The following is a 15,301-nucleotide window of genomic DNA, read 5'->3' as shown; positions in this document are numbered from 1 at the left end:
ATGTCATCATGAATCTTTTGTGCCAGTTTCATGTAAGTTTCGTGTCATCTCGCGCATATCAATACCGCTTGGGTGTTGGAACACGCGCAAGCCAAACTCTGGCAAGATCGACAACAGATGATCAAAGATATCTGATTGAATCGCCTCATACTCCGTCCACGCGGTGGTATTGGTGAAACAATAGATTTCCAACGGCAAACCGTCGGCGGTTGGGTTCAACTGACGCACCATTAAGGTCATGTTCTGATGCACCGAAGCATGATGCTTCAAATACTCTTTCACATAGGCTCGGAAAGTGCCGATATTGGTGATGCGACGGGTATTTACCGGCTCTTTACCGGCCTCGCGCAATTCCTGATTCCACTCATCAATCTCTTTTTGCTTCTCGGCAAGATAATCTTTCAGTAAGCGAAAGCGCTTCATTGCTTGCAACTCATCGTCACTCATAAAGTGCAAGCTTTGTTGGTCGAGCAATAGGCTGCGCTTGATCCGACGCCCACCCGACTCTTGCATGCCGCGCCAGTTTTTAAACGGGTCATTAATAAAACGACGGGTTGGAATAAAGGTGATGGTTTTATCCCAGTTCTGCACTTTCACCTGGTGCAGGGCAATATCAATCACATCACCGTCAGCGTTGAGGTTTGGCATCTCCACCCAATCACCGACACGAATAATATCGTTCGAGGTAATTTGCACACTCGCGACTAAACTCAAAATGGTGTCTTGGAATACCAGTAACAACACCGCGGCCATGGCACCAAGACCCGAGAGTAAAATCACGGGCGACTTATCAATTAGTGCTGCCACCATGAGAATGGTCGCAACCGTGTAAATGACAATTTTAGCGACCTGAATATAGCCTTTGATCGGACGCAAGTGGGCGTCAGGTTTGCGGTCATAGACGGTATTAACAATGGTCAAAAAGCCACTCAACGCCCTTGCCACAGTAATCACCATAAAGGCAAAACTGACATTCACTACCACAGTGGCAAGTGTTTCACCGACGTTCGGTACTGTCTTAATGCCAAACGCTAAGACAAAGGCCGGCACGACATTGGCCAGTCGCGCAACGATATTACGCTCAATCGCTTGTCGGTCTTTACCCGCAGGCGTGTAATCTAAGAGGCTCAACAAACCACGTAGGAGGACTTTTTTGACGATGAAGTTCGCCAGCCACGCACCAAGCAGCAACAAAACCAAGTGTACCAACATGTCCATGTCGGGACGTTCAACGAGCCATTGTTGGACGGAGTCTACGGTTTCTTGAAGATCATCATGCATCATGGTCGCGATCTGCCTGCGTTGAAGAATAAAAAAGGCACGGAGCCTTATTATGTGACGTCACCACAGTGATGTCTAGCCAATAAAAACGGGAGCCGAAGCTCCCGTGGGTCATTTACTTACTGTGCCAAGAATTAGAATGAGTAGCTGTACTCGAGGCTAATCCCTGTGCCAACCGTACGGGTCTGAATCAAGCGATCGTTCTGCTCAATCTCAACATCTTCACCAAGCATGTTTTGCACCTTAAACTTCAACTTCGAGTTGAAGTCTGGGTAATAGGTGTAAACAAAGTCTAAGCTGTGGAACGGTTGCTCAAACGCATCGTCAATGCCCATCTCACCTTGTTTGACCCCAGCGAACGCAATCCGTTCACCGGCAACGTTATAGATCAACGAGGCACTATGTTCACCATTTAACGAGTCATAACCTAGCTGTAAGTTGGTCACGTACTTCGAATGGCCCGTCATCCGACGCGTGTTATTCGTCAACTCGACGTTACCGGTGTTGGCAATGCTGATTTCCGAATCAGACAACGTGAAGTTACCTGACAAGAACAAACCATCAGCAATACTGGTTAAGTCTTTAAGGAACTCAAATTCCAAACCATAGACTTCACCTGATTGACCATTCAAGAAGGTGATCACGCGATCCGAGTCAGTACCCTTAGCTTCAACGGCTTCGATAGGGTTCGCCAAGTCTTTGTAGAACATAGCTACCGAGTAGTTTTCGCCAGACGGTAAGTACCATTCCCAACGGACATCAAAGTTATCGATGTCAGTGGTCAGTAACTCACTGTTACCACGTACTTTAAAGTTGGTGATTGGGTCAACGAAGATAACCTCTGTCAACTCACGCAAATCCGGACGTACAACCGTACTCCCGTAACCGAAGCGCAATTGCATTTCGTCATTCAGCTGATAAGTAAGTGCTAACGAACCATACACGTCATCTTCAATGCGGCCAGCGTTCTCGATATCACCAATCATGGTCATGTCACGAATATCAAGCTGCGCGGCGACTTGGGTGTACTGCTCCCAACGCAAACCGCCACTGACACGCCAGTCACTGTTCAACTGGATATCGGCAAGACCGTAACCCGCTTCAACTTGTTGTGCCGCGAGGTAGTTCGGGTCGGTTGCTGTTGGCGCACCGAACAACGACAAACCAAAGTCACCATCTAAGATATTGGCATCGCTGAACAGGTCGTTGTAGCCAACGTTTTGCAAGGCTTCGTTGGCAACACCTTCAGCACTGATAGCGAAACGACGTGAAAACGACGAACGCGCTTTCTTCGATACTTGTCCACCACCTTTGACCAGCACTTCCATGCCACCAAAGTACAACGGCAATTCACCATCAACGCGCCAGTCTTGCGCATCATCTTCTAAGATCTGATACTGCAAGGTGGTCGCGGTACGGGTTTGCTGGAAGGCTAGGTTCCCAACGCCATCACCCAAGTCACGGTCATTGATTTGGCGATAGAACACTTCACCTGGCGCATCACGGGTGGCGCGTGAATCAGCGTATTGCCAATCCAACGCAAAACCCCAAAGCTCAGGGAAGTAATGTGAACCACGAATTTGGTTGGTCAACAACTCGCGCTGTTCGTAGCGAATGTCCGTGTCGTAGTAGCTTAAGTTCGCTTCATCAATCGAGTTAGGCGTTTCAATGCCACCTCGCTCAACGCGGTCCGAGCTATTACGCAAGAAAATGGTCGAGGTTTCAACGCGGTGGTAATCGCCCCACTGTAAACCGAAATTCAACAAACCACTTACTTCAACATCCTGAGTGGTGACGCGACTTTCACTCGCTTGGTTGATCACCGTCTCGCTGTTGGCAATACCTAGCACTTTCTCGGTCGTTTCACTGTTTGACCAGCCCGTGTCGTAATCCACACCAGCGAGGAAGCCAAAGGTAAAATCACTGCCTAAATCGTAATTATTACCGTAGGTCAACGAGCCTTTCAGGTCAGGTTTCATTGACTCAGTGTACACTTCGTTTTCGGTGTTCATCGACGCTGCGAGCTGACGGTTAATTTCGTTAGCTTCGGCAATCGAGATCCCTTCAAAACTGGCGATGCTCGCACTGTTGATCGACTCTTGATAACGCGCCAGCGCACTCAACATTTCTGGCGACAACGCACGGGTACCATCATCTTTACCCATCCAGTCATCACCACCACCTGAGTAGCTTAAACCGTCATCGCTAAAGTTTGAGTTCCAGCCAGTACCAATAGAGATATCAAAGATTTCATCCGTCGGAATCGAAACCGTACGAATATCAACGTTACCACCACCAAAGTTGGCTGGCATATCCGGTGAGTACGATTTTTGCACCGACATACTCTCGATAATGCTCGCTGGGAACATATCAAGAGGAATGACGTTACGGGTCGGATCTGGCGATGGTACTGAAGCACCGTTCAATTGCGTGCTTGAATAACGCTCACCAAGACCACGAACATAAATAAATTTACCATCAACAAGGGTCAAACCGGTCACCCGACGCAACGCTGACGCTGCATCACTATCACCGGTGCGCGAAATTTGCTCTGCGCCAAGAATATCTGCAACAAAAGCTTGTGCTTTGCGCTCTTCAACAACGGCAGCAGCAGAGCCTTGCAAACGCGTTCCTGTAGTGACCACCTCTTCAATCGCAGCATCGGCTGCCGAGGCGTCTTGTTGTTGGGCTTGCGCAACTGTACTCGACAATGCAAGCGCAATCGCCAAGCCCAGTTTACTGTGAGTTAAAACAGCCTGCTTTTTCATAGGAAGCTCCGTATGCGTGACTTAAAAATGACAGGAGAAAGTTGCACATCCATGTGCTCCAATTCCTTGATTAGTCGCGCAGGCCTACGGTCCAGCCATTGGTCCAATCGTTGTCTTCGCTTACCGCGCCGACAAAATCAACGTCATCGAAGAACGGGTCGATGCTGCTCAAATCAGACTTCGCAGTAACAGTCACTGGAGCGCCTGATGCGTCTTTGAATTCGCTAGCCGTAACGTAACCAGACATCAACGTGGTTGCGTTTTCATCCAAAGTGACGTTGGTAGCATCTGCCTGGAACCAGTTCTGTGCATCAACATCTTTAAAGTTTTCGTGACATGCGATGACTGAGTTCGACATGGTCAAGTCGCCGTTGGCAGCATTGGCTAAGGTGGCGTCTTGGTCGATTTCCAAACACTCGCCACGCGCATCAGTGATAATGAAGTTATACAATGCACCACGCGTACCCTGGCGCAACAACACACCTTCAGACTCGTCCGAGCCATCTGTTGCGGTCAAAGAACCGATTGAAGTGAAGTTCGCAATGATCGGGTTTGAGTACGGGGTAGCGTCGTTGTTTTTGCTGTTACCATCGGCTTCGATAGCACGGTTCGCTCGGTCATCAGCGTGTTTAACGAGGATGTACTGAATTTTACCTTGCCAGCCATCTGCCCAGTCCAACGAGTCATCGTCGTTACCGGTTAACACCACGTTTTTAACGTTCGCAGCGCCGCCGAAGAATTCGATACCGTCGTCCAAGTTATTGTGTACTTGGATGTACTCAAAGGTGCTACCTGAACCCACAGTGTTGAAGGTAATACCGTTCAATTCGTTATCAAGTGAGACTTCGTAGCCTGCATACTTAACCAACACGTAGCGCATCAAGCCAGAATCGTCTTCGTTGTTGTCGCCACCGTAGAAACCAGCGCCGCCTTCACCTTGAAGTACGCAGTTTGCAAGGTCGTTTTGATCACACTTGTTCGAGATACCAAGACCATTGATAACGACACCGCCCCACAAGCCACGTGCGTTAGGGTCAGTGATCAAACCATCAAGTTCTTGTACTGAAGTGAAGGTGATTGGCGCGTTGCGGTTACCGTCAGCCATAATGTTGGCACCACGAGCGATACGGATGAACGCATCACCGTCTTCAAATGCCAAGGTTGCGCCAGCATCGATGGTCAAGGTTGGGCCATCAAGGTTTACATCAGCAGTAACTTCAGTGTTCTCACCCACGTATAAACCATTCGGGAAGATGTGCGCGCCGCCTGGCAATTCCACCAAACGAATGTCTTCAAGCAATGGGCTTTCTGGAGTTGAGAAGCTGCGTGGATAGACGCAGTCTGCACCGATTTTCTCGCCGCGCACTTCGGTGCCAGCTGATTCATATGACGCACAGTTGTTAGTGTCTACCGTGCCGCCACCATTATTGTTGGTTGAGTTATCATTTGATGTTGGGGTCAAATTAATGTCACCACCACAACCAGCAAGTAACAATGATGCGGTTAAGGCTGACAGAGCAAAAGCTTTAGTGCGATTCATGATGTTCTCCGTAGGATTTGAAGACGAAATAAGTTTTCGTGAACGCACTTTAGGGATGAAATATGACAGCAGCGTTACGCCCATATGAACACTTAATGACAAGTGTGACAGTTCGCTGACACTTTAATGGCGAGGAATTGAGCACATTGCACGGTTGCGCTTCTAGGCTGTTGCGATAAACTGAACCAAATCTTTAGCGAGCGATAGCATGGCGAGCACGACCCATATTTCGAAATCACTTTTAACCAATGTGTTGTCAGTCTATTTTGCACTGACGGCCCTGGTGACCATAGTGCAGATTTGGGGCGAGTACTCGGATACTAAAAACCAACTGGTGCAGGAGCTCAAAAACCAACACAGTACTTTTAGTAGCTCGGTCGCCCGCTCCTTGTGGGAATATAACAATGCTCAAATAGAGTCGATTGCCGAGGGCCTGATCAATATTCCAGCCATTGAAGGTATTGTTATTCGTGATGACAGCGGTGACATCATTGTCAAACTCGGGCTCACGGAGAGTATTAGTGCACTCAATCTCGACGCTGATGTTGAAGATTATGTGATCGACGAACATGACGGGCTATTCGGCTACTACTCCTCAATCATCTTTGAATTTGCTGGCACCTTGAACCATGTCGGCGACGTTACCTTGTTCTCGACCCGTGATATCGCCATTGAACGCTTAATGATCAGCCTCTATTTCATTATCGGCAACGCCATCATCAAAAGTACGTTTCTGATTGTCCTGTTCACCATGGCGTTTAACCGCATGCTGAACCGACCGATGAATATTTTGACGCAGCAAATTCGCAATTTCCGCTTAGATGACTTAGAGCATTCTCGGCTGAACCTGAAAGGCAATCGGCATGCCGAGTTCACTATGCTGGAGCAAGCCTATAACCAGTTGCTCGACAATCTTGAGGATTATCAAGAAGACTTGCATCGCACCCAGCAACAACTGTTACTGGCGAACCGCCAACGTGACGAGCAAAACGCCATGTTGGAACAGGAAGTTGCGCGCAAAACCTCAAGTTTAAGTCAGGTCTTAACCGACTTAGAGCGTCGCAAAGATGAGTTGGAGCGCCGCCAAGAAAAACTCGAGCGCGAAATTCGTCAGCGCAAAATTATCGAAGAAGACTTGCGTGAAACTAACATGCAGTTGCAAACTTCGGTGACCGCCTCTGAACGTTTACAAGACCAACTTATTGAAGCTGAAAAGCTCGCTGCACTCGGTCGCTTGGTGGCCGGTATTACCCATGATGTGAACACCCCGCTGGGTATTGGCATTACCGCTGCCAGCGTGCTGAGTGAAAAGCTTGAAGCCATGCGCGCGGCATTAGAGTCCAAACAGCTGACCGAAGCGCAACTGCGTGAATTGTTGGGGGCTAGTTTAGAAAGTGCGGGGTTATTGGAAAGCAACCTCAACCGCGCGTCGGAATTACTAACCAGCTTCAAGCAAGTGGCGGTCGACCAAACCTCTGATGCGGTGCGCGAAATTGAGGTTAAGACCTATGTGGAAAGCGTGATTCAAGCACTACGTCCGCGTTTTAAAGCGACCCCTCACCAAATTCACTTTAGCTGTCCTGACGGCATAAAAGTACGTTGTAATGCGGGTGCCTTAGCACAAATCATCACCAACTTAGTGCTCAACTCATTGATCCACGCATTTGATGACGAGCAAGCAGGCCACCTGCGGCTCGACATCACACAACATGGCGACTGGCTACACCTTGATTATCAAGATGACGGTAAGGGCCTGACCTCCGAGCAGCTCGAGCAATTATTCACACCTTTCTTCACCACCCGCCGTGATAGCGGTGGTAGCGGCCTTGGCACGCACATTATTCACAACCTTGTGGTGCAGACATTTACAGGTAAAATTGCCGTGAAATCTGCCCCGCAAGAGGGCTTAACTTATAACATTAGGCTCCCTATCCAAGTGATCGACCGCGCGTAAGCGGCGATATTCAACAGCAAGGAACGATTTATGTGGTTTCGTAATTTGCGTATTTATACGTTAGCGGATGACTTTGAATTAACGGACAACCTCGAGCAAGCGCTTGAAGAACACGTGTTTACGCCATGCGGTCGTAACGAACTGGCCAGCTTTGGCTGGTCATCGCCTTTTGGCCCACGCAGCGAAGTGCTGTTCCATAAAATTGGCCAAAGCTACCTATTCTGTGCGCGCAAAGAAGAAAAGGTATTACCAGCCAGTGTCGTCAACGCCCAGCTAGACGAGCAAATTGAGGCGTTGGAAGCCGAACAAGGTCGGCGTGTCGTTGGCAAAGAAAAGCAGTCGATGAAAGAAGACCTCGTGCATCAATTGTTACCGCAGGCCTTTACCCGCTTCAAACTGACGTGGGGAATGCTCGATATGGACCACCGTATTGTCATCGTTGACGCTTCCGCCAGCACCCAAGCCGAAGACTTCCTAGGCTTGTTGCGCGGCAGCTTAGGCTCCTTACCAGTCAAACCGTGGTTTAGCGAAAACCCAACCGAGCTTTACTTCACCCAGTGGTTGAAGCAAGGCAACATGCCGGGCGATTTTGATTTTGGCGACGAAGCAGAATTACGGGATGATGCCCAAGAAGGCGGCATTATCCGTTGTAAAAACCACGAGCTCACCAGCCCTGAAATTCTTGCGCATCTTGAGCATGGCAAGCAAATCACCAAGCTTGCCGTAGTATGGTCTGAGCGTTTAACGATGGTGATTGAACAAGACATGGCCATTAAGCGCTTCAAAGCGACCGATATTCTTATGGACGAACAAGACAAATTGGTCGACGCCACCGCCGAAGAAAAAATTGATGCCGACTTTGCCTTGCTGAGTAGCGAAATCCATAATTTCTTCCCGCAATTGGTCAGTTTATTTGACGATGACATCAGCGTAGATTAAAAAACTAACGTCTCTACCAACTTTAAGGTGACCCATGACGCTTTCTAAACTTTTTGCGCTTTCAAGCGTAAGTGCCGCGCTCTTATTAGCAGGTTGCGGTCCGAAAACACCCTCAGAGCCAGCAGATGAGACCGCTGTTGATGACGGCTACACGCTCGTTGCAGGCCATGAAAATCGTCTCGCGATTTATCAGCCAGTAGATTTAACCGCTGACCTCAGCCACTTGTCGACCAATCAAAAAGAAATGGTCGCATTGTTGATTGAAGCGTCGGAAATTATGGACGACTTGTTCTGGCAGCAAGCCTACCCAGGCGATAAAGATGAGCTGCTCGATAACATCCATGACCCAGACTTACGCCGCTTTGTTACCATCAATTACGGCCCGTGGGACCGCTTAAACAACAACACCCCCGTGGTCAATGGCTTTGCTGAAAAACCAGCTGGTGCGAACTTCTACCCAGCAGACATGAGTAAAGAAGAGTTCGAAGCAGCTGATTTTGACGGCAAAATTAATCTCTACACTATGGTCATGCGCAACGAACAAGGTGAGCTTTTCTCCGTCCCTTACAGCGACGTTTTTCACGAGGAACTGATGGAAGCTGCTGACTTATTGCGTCAAGCCTCAAAACTCGCCGAAAACGAAGCTTTTGCGAATTACTTGGCCATGCGCGCCACAGCCTTTGAGAGCAATCAATATCAAGCCTCTGATTTCGCTTGGATGGACATGACCGACAATGCCATTGATGTGGTCATCGGTCCAATCGAAACCTACGAAGACCAGCTCTACGGGTATCGCGCAGGATTCGAATCGTACGTGTTGATTAAAGACATGGAATGGAGCCAACGCCTCGAAAAATACGCGGCTTACTTGCCAGAATTGCAACAAGGACTGCCGGTCGCCGCCGAGTACAAAGCCGAAGTACCTGGCGCTGGCGCGCAATTGAATGCGTACGATGTCGTGTACTATGCGGGACACTCGAATGCTGGCAGCAAAACCATCGCTATCAACCTCCCTAACGATGAGCAAGTTCAGCTTGAGAAAGGCACACGCCGCTTGCAGCTGAAAAATGCTATGCGGGCGAAGTTTGACGAAATCTTAGTGCCCATCGCTGACGAACTAATTGTTCCGGAACAACGCAAACACATCACCTTTGATGCGTTTTTTGCCAATACCATGTTCCACGAAGTTGCGCACGGCCTAGGCATCAAGAACACCATCACCGGCGAAGGCCCAGTGCGACAAGCGCTCAAAGAACATGCTTCACCACTTGAAGAAGGTAAAGCCGATATTCTTGGCCTTTACATGGTGACGCAATTACTTGAGAAAGGCGTGCTCACTGATGGGCAGTTGGAAGATTTTTACACCACCTTCTTGGCGGGGATCTTCCGTTCGGTGCGCTTCGGTGCAGCAAGTGCACACGGTAAAGCCAACATGATCCGTTTTAACTACTTTGCCGAAGCCGGTGCTTTCACGCGCAACGAACAAGGTCAATATGCTGTTGATATGGACGCGATGCGCAGCGCCATGGCGAGCCTGTCAGAGAAGATCTTAACTTTACAAGGCGACGGTGATTACGACGGTGTCGGTCAATTGTTTGACGAGATGGGCAACGTGAGCCCTCAGCTCCAAGCCGATCTTGACCGCCTCTCAGAAGCAAATATCCCAGTGGATATCACCTTCAACCAAGGCAAACAACAGCTCGGCCTGTAACCCTGTCACTAGTACTGACCGGCGAGGTAAAATGCGCCGGTCAGTTGCCGATACGCCTCACTATAGTCACCACCTTGAGCATGAATAACCAGTTGCTCAACCACCACTTCGCTTGGCGTGCCGCGCTGCCAGCCTTGAATCATCAGCTTCACTGGTTTACGTGCGGTAGTTTTCACTTGCAGGGTGCGGCAATTCTTCAAACCTAAGCCTCGGGCAATCTCACCCCACAATTCCGTTTGACTGACTGGTAAAACCCAGTAGAGCTGTCCGTCTAACGCCAAATTCCGCAAGGCACATTCAAGCCAAGCCATAGGCGTCACCTGCCCTTGGCGCGCCAACTGCCGCTGCTGTGAGCTACTGTCCAAATGACCGCTGAAATACGGCGGATTTACAACAATACGTTGGTAATGGTAAGCCCCCTGCCAATCACTCACGCAGGCTTGCTCTACCTTGATACGAGAAGGCCAAGGACTGGCCGCCACATTTGCTTGCGCTTGCGCCACTGCTTGCGGATCTGCATCGAAGGCATCAACCTGTGCCGTGGGTGCGCGTTGTGCCAGCATTAACGCCAGTAAACCGCTGCCGGTGCCCATGTCGAGCACGCTGGAAACCTCCTCCAGAGGCACATAGCTGCCAAGAATGAGACTATCTGTGCTGACTTTCATCGCACATTGGTCATCTTTGATATAAAATTGCCGACATTGAAAGCCCATTTTGACCCCAAACACAGCTTTTGCTGCAACGGAAGGAATGCACCATGACCCCAGATTGGGATCAACTTGAACTCGACGACGAGTTAATTGATGTTTTGCTCGCTGCCGAGCTGAATAAACCAGCTAAAGTTCAGCAAGCCGTAATTCCGGCGGCGCTTGCTGGCCAAGATTTATTGGTCAACTCGCCTACGGGCACCGGCAAGACTTTAGCGTTTTTGCTACCTGCACTGCAACATTTGCTCGATTTCCCGCGCCAGCAGCCGGGCAGCGCCCGCGTGCTTATCTTGGCACCTACGCGTGAGTTAGCGCAGCAAATCGCTGAGCAAGCCGATGCCTTTGAAGAAACCGCAGGCCTACGTACCGTGCTTATTACCGGTGGCGTCAATTACGGTACCCAACATGCACTTTTAGCAGAGCCACATGACATTTTGGTGGCAACACCGGGGCGTTTGCTCGATTTGCTGAATGCCGATCAATACGAGTTGGAGCACATTGAGTGGCTGATCATTGATGAAGCTGACCGTATGCTCGATATGGGCTTTGCCGAGCCGGTGAAGATGATTGCGCAGTCAGCATTGCACCTCAAACAGACGCTGTTGTTCTCGGCGACATTAGAAAGTGCCGGTGTCCTGAAATTTTCCGCAGCGATTCAAAAAGAGCCTGAACACATTGTGGTGCAGCCACCGAAGCGAGAGAAAGGTAAAATCTTGCAACGCTGGTATCAAGCCGACACCGCCGAGCATAAACTGCAACTACTCCTCCGGCTGTTAAAAGATTATCCGGGGCGTCGCGTGATCTTCGTGCGTACTCGTGAAAAAGTTGAAGAGCTCTCCGCCAAGTTGTGGAGTGCGGAAATTAAGAACCTCACCCTACGTGGCGACATGCCGCAAGATGAGCGTCAGAAAATCATCGCACGGATGGAAACCTACAGCGACGCGACCTTGATCGCGACGGATATTGCTGCGCGTGGGATTGATATTGAAGATGTGGAGCTGGTGGTGAACTTTGACTTACCACGCCAAGCCGATGTCTATTTGCACCGTATTGGTCGCACGGGTCGTGCTGGCAAATCAGGGGTTGCCATTGCCTTAGTTGAAGCGCACGATGCCGACCTGCTTGGCCGCATCGAACGCTATCAAGGCGAGAAAATTGAACGTCGCGTGTTTGCCGAATTGAAACCGCAGTTCAAATTCCCTGATCCGCGTAAAAAAGCGAAGAAGAAGAAACGTAAAAAGACGGCAGCTAAGAAGAAAGCTTAGCTTGGCGCTTACGGTGGCGCATAACGCGCCACCACGTATACAAGTAAAAACTCCCAGCACCCGCGGCGTCTGCCAACAAATCACCATAGCTGGCGCTACGATGCGGCAAGGTTCCCTGCACATACTCAACCAGAAAACCATACGCCGTCAAAATCAATAACGCCCAGACAATGGGAATTGGAAAGGCATGATAAAATGCCCACGCCAACGCAAAGAAAAAGACGAAATGAACGACCTTATCAATGTGTGGGAACGTCGGAAGGCCGCCCGTGGAGATCTGCATCATAAACGACGTCGTGATCACCACCAACAGCACTAAAAAGATGACTACAGACCATTTTTTCTTCCGACTCATGTGCTTTTCCTTGTGATTACAGCTCCAACCCCTTTTGCTTCGGCTGGAAAACACCAACGTTAGTAAACCCTTGCTCCTGTAAATAGAGCGCTTGCAGCTTACTCATGACACCTTTCTCACAGTAAAGTAGATAGTGTTTGTCGGTGGCAAGTTCCGTAAAAGCTGTCGCTAATTTGAAAAACGGAATATGCTCAACCGGTACACCTACATCAGCACTGCGTAGCGGTTTTAACTCTTGTTCGTCACTGCTACGAATATCAATGATGATTTCATCGCCACTCGTTTGTTCTACTTCACTGACAGCGTGCACTTGCTCATCTGTCACTTCGCCAATATGACGAACTTCTTCCACTTTGGCCGCTTTCACAACGCGCCAAAGGAGTTCAGGATCAAGCTTAGCCTCTTCCTCGGCAATTGCATCACGCTGCGCTTTTACCGTCGGCTTCACCGAAATGACCCCACAATATTCCGGAATGCTACGCGAAATATCAGCTGTACCTATGTGCTCCGCAAGGTTAATAATCTCTTGCTTGTCCATCGTAATTAACGGACGTAACACTAGGGTCTCGACGGCTTCGTCGATCACACTCAAATTACTCAAGGTCTGGCTCGATACCTGTCCAAGCGCTTCACCGGTGACCAAAGCACTCGCATTAATACGACGTGCCACGATTTGTGCGGTACGTAACATCTGACGTTTTAACACCACCCCCATCAAACCGTTGTCGACCTGCGTCAAAATTTCTTCAACCACAGGAGCAAAATCAATACTAATAAACTTCAATGGGTGCGAACTTGCGTATTTTTCCCATAAAAAATACGCCGATTGTCGTACGCCAGTTTCGTGTCGATCGCCACCGAGGTTAAAGAAGCAAAAATGCGTTCGCGCGCCACGGCGGATCAACTGATAACTCGCCACACTTGAGTCAAAACCACCTGACAACAAGCTCACCACAGTTTCTTGGGTCGGCAGCGGGAAACCACCTAACCCCTGTTGTTTGTCGCCAAACACCCGCACAATTTCGTTATCGACTTCAATGCGCAGTTCAACATCCGGCTTTTTCAAATCAACGCGCGTTGCTTCCACCTGCTGTAAAACGCCGCCGCCAATGTAACGTTCGAGGTCAAGCGAGCTGAACCCATGCTTGCCTTTTCGTTTCACCCGCACCGCAAAGCTACGATGCGCGAGACGGTCTGACCAAATCGCCAAGACTTGTGCCAAAATCGGCGTAAAGTCCGCTTGCTCAGTATCATTCAACTCCAGCTCATGAGATTGGCTGTACCAAGCAATACCAGGCACATGTTGTAGCTCTTCATTGATTTGTGCCGCCACCAGCGGATCTTGACTGGCGGTTTTCACTTCAATGCGATCCCAACACCACACTACTTTTAACGGAGATGAGGCAGGTAAGTCGACCCGTTGTAGGATCTTTTTCAGATTATTTACGAGCACTTTGCCGTAACGTTTGCGGACACCTTTACTTTTGATGGTGATTTCGGCGTGTAAGCGAATAACGAATTTCATGGAAGAGCACTTTATTTGGCGTTAAAACGCCCTAGTATAACTGATTTGACGGTCCATCGGAATCAGGGTAACTTGTGCGCGATACGAAGCACCTGATGCGCCCATCTACACTGGATAACACTATGAGTGACTTATCATTAGAACAAGCCATTACGGAACTCGAAAAGATTGTGCTGAAACTTGAACAAGGCGAGCTGCCTTTAGAAAAAGCACTAGAAGAATTCGAAACGGCCGTAAAACTCTCACGCCTCAGCCAAGAAAAATTGCAACAGGCAGAGCAGAAAGTCAGCCAGCTGTTACAACAGCAAAACGGCGAAACACTAACCCCATTCGCTGAACAGAACAGTAGTGAAGGAGATGAGCGCTCGTGACTTTGCAAGGGTTACTCGCACGTCAACGCGACGACATTAACCGCGTGTTAGATCACCATCTTGAACATTTCGTTTCACCAGCTGCCCGTCTACAAGATGCCATGCGCTACGCGTTGGTGCTTGGCGGCAAGCGCGTGCGGCCGTTTTTAACGTACGCTGTCGGTGAGCTTTGCAACGCGCCATCACGCGCGCTTGATCATGCCGCGGCAGCCATTGAGTGTATCCACGCGTACTCGCTTATCCACGATGACTTACCTGCGATGGATGATGATGACTTACGCCGCGGCCAGCCCACCTGCCACCGTGCCTTTGATGAAGCGACGGCGATTTTAGCCGGAGACGCGCTGCAAACCTTAGCCTTTGAACTGCTCAGCCAACCGGGATTAGACGTCGATACCGGTCGCCAAATCGCGATGCTACGTGTGCTTGGTAAGGCCAGCGGAAGTCGCGGCATGTGTGGCGGACAAGCGCTTGATTTGGCAGCCACTGGCAAACAGTTGACGGAAGCGGAATTAGAGCAAGTACACCAACTAAAAACCGGTGCTTTGATTATCGCTGCGGTGCAAGTTGGGGTGCTCGCCGGCGATGATGCTGCACAAGCTCATGCCGATGACTTTGCCGAGTTTGCGACTTGGTTAGGGTTAGCGTTCCAAGTCAGAGACGATATTATTGATGTCACCAGCTCGACGGAAACTCTCGGAAAAACAAACGGTAAAGACGAAGCGGCGGCAAAGAGTACTTACGTACAACTGCTTGGCCTCGACGGCGCGCGCGTAAAGCTTCAGCAATTACATAACAAAGCACTTCAAGCACTGCACAGAATCCCCTACAATACCGAGTTACTAGAAAATTTTGCAGAACAATTGCTCAATCGGGATCATTAAT

At 49.5% G+C, this 15,301-nt stretch carries 12 protein-coding genes; 6 read left to right on the top strand and 6 right to left on the bottom strand.

The genetic code is table 11. From position 1 onward, the window contains the following. Positions 1-6: 6 nt before the first annotated feature. The 3 genes from G535_RS12835 to G535_RS12830 all read right to left on the bottom strand — a co-directional run bounded on the left by G535_RS12835 (position 7) and on the right by G535_RS12830 (position 5,589). A complete protein-coding gene (locus tag G535_RS12835) occupies positions 7-1,284 on the bottom strand; it encodes a mechanosensitive ion channel family protein (RefSeq protein ID WP_241970491.1) in 1,278 nt (425 codons plus the stop codon). 131 nt (positions 1,285-1,415) lie between these two features. Then, on the bottom strand, positions 1,416-4,049 hold the full coding sequence (locus G535_RS0104010) for a TonB-dependent receptor domain-containing protein (RefSeq protein WP_026860889.1): 2,634 nt from the start codon (positions 4,047-4,049) through the stop codon (positions 1,416-1,418). A gap of 70 nt (positions 4,050-4,119) precedes the next feature. Continuing rightward, the gene (locus G535_RS12830) at positions 4,120-5,589 is read right to left on the bottom strand and encodes a hypothetical protein (protein WP_034727571.1); all 1,470 of its coding nucleotides are present in this window, start codon (positions 5,587-5,589) and stop codon (positions 4,120-4,122) included. Positions 5,590-5,797: 208 nt separating this feature from the next. On the opposite strand from G535_RS12830, the gene G535_RS0104000 reads away from it, so the two are divergent. From G535_RS0104000 to G535_RS0103990, 3 genes are read left to right on the top strand one after another with little or no spacing between them, the layout of a single operon-like run. After that, the gene (locus G535_RS0104000; RefSeq protein WP_026860888.1) at positions 5,798-7,543 is read left to right on the top strand and encodes a sensor histidine kinase; all 1,746 of its coding nucleotides are present in this window, start codon (positions 5,798-5,800) and stop codon (positions 7,541-7,543) included. Positions 7,544-7,573: 30 nt separating this feature from the next. Beyond that, complete coding sequence (rdgC, locus tag G535_RS0103995; RefSeq protein WP_026860887.1) at positions 7,574-8,482, top strand: recombination-associated protein RdgC; 909 nt, start codon at positions 7,574-7,576, stop codon at positions 8,480-8,482. Between the two features lie 34 nt (positions 8,483-8,516). Then, positions 8,517-10,193: a dipeptidyl-peptidase 3 family protein gene (locus G535_RS0103990; protein WP_026860886.1), complete on the top strand. Its 1,677-nt coding sequence runs from the start codon at positions 8,517-8,519 to the stop codon at positions 10,191-10,193. 8 nt (positions 10,194-10,201) lie between these two features. Here G535_RS0103990 and G535_RS0103985 read toward each other — a convergent pair whose 3' ends face one another. Continuing rightward, positions 10,202-10,858, bottom strand: coding sequence for a tRNA1(Val) (adenine(37)-N6)-methyltransferase (locus G535_RS0103985; RefSeq protein WP_157981199.1), 657 nt, complete (start codon positions 10,856-10,858; stop codon positions 10,202-10,204). Between the two features lie 92 nt (positions 10,859-10,950). Between G535_RS0103985 and srmB the strand changes: the two genes are divergently transcribed. Continuing rightward, entirely contained in the window at positions 10,951-12,165 is a 1,215-nt protein-coding gene (gene srmB, locus G535_RS0103980) for an ATP-dependent RNA helicase SrmB (RefSeq protein WP_026860884.1), read from the top strand. Here the strand turns inward: srmB and G535_RS0103975 are convergent. Together G535_RS0103975 and thiI are read right to left on the bottom strand one after the other, a co-directional pair. Then, positions 12,149-12,574 (bottom strand): VanZ family protein, encoded by a 426-nt coding sequence (locus G535_RS0103975; protein WP_157981198.1) that lies wholly within the window; start codon positions 12,572-12,574, stop codon positions 12,149-12,151. The two genes, srmB and G535_RS0103975, sit on opposite strands and share 17 nt — an antisense overlap. Continuing rightward, on the bottom strand, positions 12,537-14,045 hold the full coding sequence (thiI, locus tag G535_RS0103970) for a tRNA uracil 4-sulfurtransferase ThiI (RefSeq protein ID WP_026860882.1): 1,509 nt from the start codon (positions 14,043-14,045) through the stop codon (positions 12,537-12,539). The genes G535_RS0103975 and thiI overlap by 38 nt, the downstream gene beginning before the upstream one ends. A 122-nt stretch (positions 14,046-14,167) precedes the next feature. Between thiI and xseB the strand changes: the two genes are divergently transcribed. Together xseB and G535_RS0103960 are read left to right on the top strand one after the other, a co-directional pair. After that, positions 14,168-14,416, top strand: coding sequence for an exodeoxyribonuclease VII small subunit (gene xseB, locus G535_RS0103965; RefSeq protein WP_034727567.1), 249 nt, complete (start codon positions 14,168-14,170; stop codon positions 14,414-14,416). Further along, positions 14,413-15,300 carry a farnesyl diphosphate synthase gene (locus G535_RS0103960; protein ID WP_026860880.1) on the top strand — a complete coding sequence of 296 codons (888 nt, stop codon included), beginning with the start codon at positions 14,413-14,415 and terminating at the stop codon, positions 15,298-15,300. The genes xseB and G535_RS0103960 overlap by 4 nt, the downstream gene beginning before the upstream one ends. Position 15,301 lies beyond the last annotated feature (1 nt).

This window comes from Pseudidiomarina sediminum DSM 21906 (assembly GCF_000423165.1).
Lineage (GTDB): Bacteria > Pseudomonadota > Gammaproteobacteria > Enterobacterales > Alteromonadaceae > Pseudidiomarina > Pseudidiomarina sediminum.
This window is presented reverse-complemented; position numbering and strand designations above follow the sequence as displayed.

What these genes read in the sequence shown, in the direction of transcription:
- G535_RS12830 (WP_034727571.1), bottom strand. Translation starts at nt 5,589, where the DNA reads ATGAATCGCACTAAAGCTTTTGCTCTGTCAGCCTTAACCGCATCATTG.
- xseB (WP_034727567.1), top strand. Translation starts at nt 14,168, where the DNA reads ATGAGTGACTTATCATTAGAACAAGCCATTACGGAACTCGAAAAGATT.
- G535_RS0103985 (WP_157981199.1), bottom strand. Translation starts at nt 10,858, where the DNA reads ATGAAAGTCAGCACAGATAGTCTCATTCTTGGCAGCTATGTGCCTCTG.
- G535_RS12835 (WP_241970491.1), bottom strand. Translation starts at nt 1,284, where the DNA reads ATGATGCATGATGATCTTCAAGAAACCGTAGACTCCGTCCAACAATGG.
- G535_RS0104000 (WP_026860888.1), top strand. Translation starts at nt 5,798, where the DNA reads ATGGCGAGCACGACCCATATTTCGAAATCACTTTTAACCAATGTGTTG.
- srmB (WP_026860884.1), top strand. Translation starts at nt 10,951, where the DNA reads ATGACCCCAGATTGGGATCAACTTGAACTCGACGACGAGTTAATTGAT.
- G535_RS0104010 (WP_026860889.1), bottom strand. Translation starts at nt 4,049, where the DNA reads ATGAAAAAGCAGGCTGTTTTAACTCACAGTAAACTGGGCTTGGCGATT.
- G535_RS0103990 (WP_026860886.1), top strand. Translation starts at nt 8,517, where the DNA reads ATGACGCTTTCTAAACTTTTTGCGCTTTCAAGCGTAAGTGCCGCGCTC.
- rdgC (WP_026860887.1), top strand. Translation starts at nt 7,574, where the DNA reads ATGTGGTTTCGTAATTTGCGTATTTATACGTTAGCGGATGACTTTGAA.
- thiI (WP_026860882.1), bottom strand. Translation starts at nt 14,045, where the DNA reads ATGAAATTCGTTATTCGCTTACACGCCGAAATCACCATCAAAAGTAAA.